We start from the raw sequence: 458 nt of genomic DNA on the forward strand, positions 1-458 counted from the left end.
CCGGCCTTGATCAACTGGGCGATACCGCCCGCAGCACCGGCGATGGCCATCAGCACATCCACGGTGGTGCGCAGCCATTGCGGGATCTCGTCGTCCACCGGCAGGTAGCGGTAGGTGCCGCCGCCGATGATGACGTTGCCCGAGCCACTGGAAATGGTCGCGCCGCAGGTCAGCTTGTCGCCCTTGCGTGCAGCGGCGACGCTGTTGATGAACACGTTGGTGGAGCCTTCGGCGATCTGCACCGGCCCTGGGTGCTTGTCGCAGGCGCCGATGCTTTTTTCGACGCGCGCGGCTTTGCGGCTGTTGATGAACACATTGGGAGAGGCAGTGGTAATCGTCCCTGAGGGGGATGAGAACAGACTGCCTAGCGCCTCCCCTGCGGCGGTCAGCAAGCTGCCTCCGATGCCGGCCGCGAGACCGGCCAGCAAGGCCACGCCGAACCCGCAGGTGAACGTGGC

The 458-nt window shown here is 65.9% G+C and carries 1 protein-coding gene; it reads right to left on the reverse strand.

Translation table 11 applies throughout. The annotated features are described in order from the left end of the window. Window positions 1-458: PAAR domain-containing protein (locus E1573_RS26660; RefSeq protein ID WP_177494605.1), on the reverse strand; the 458-nt coding region annotated here is incomplete at both ends.

This window comes from Pseudomonas sp. H9 (genome assembly GCF_004353925.1).
Taxonomy (GTDB): Bacteria; Pseudomonadota; Gammaproteobacteria; order Pseudomonadales; family Pseudomonadaceae; genus Aquipseudomonas.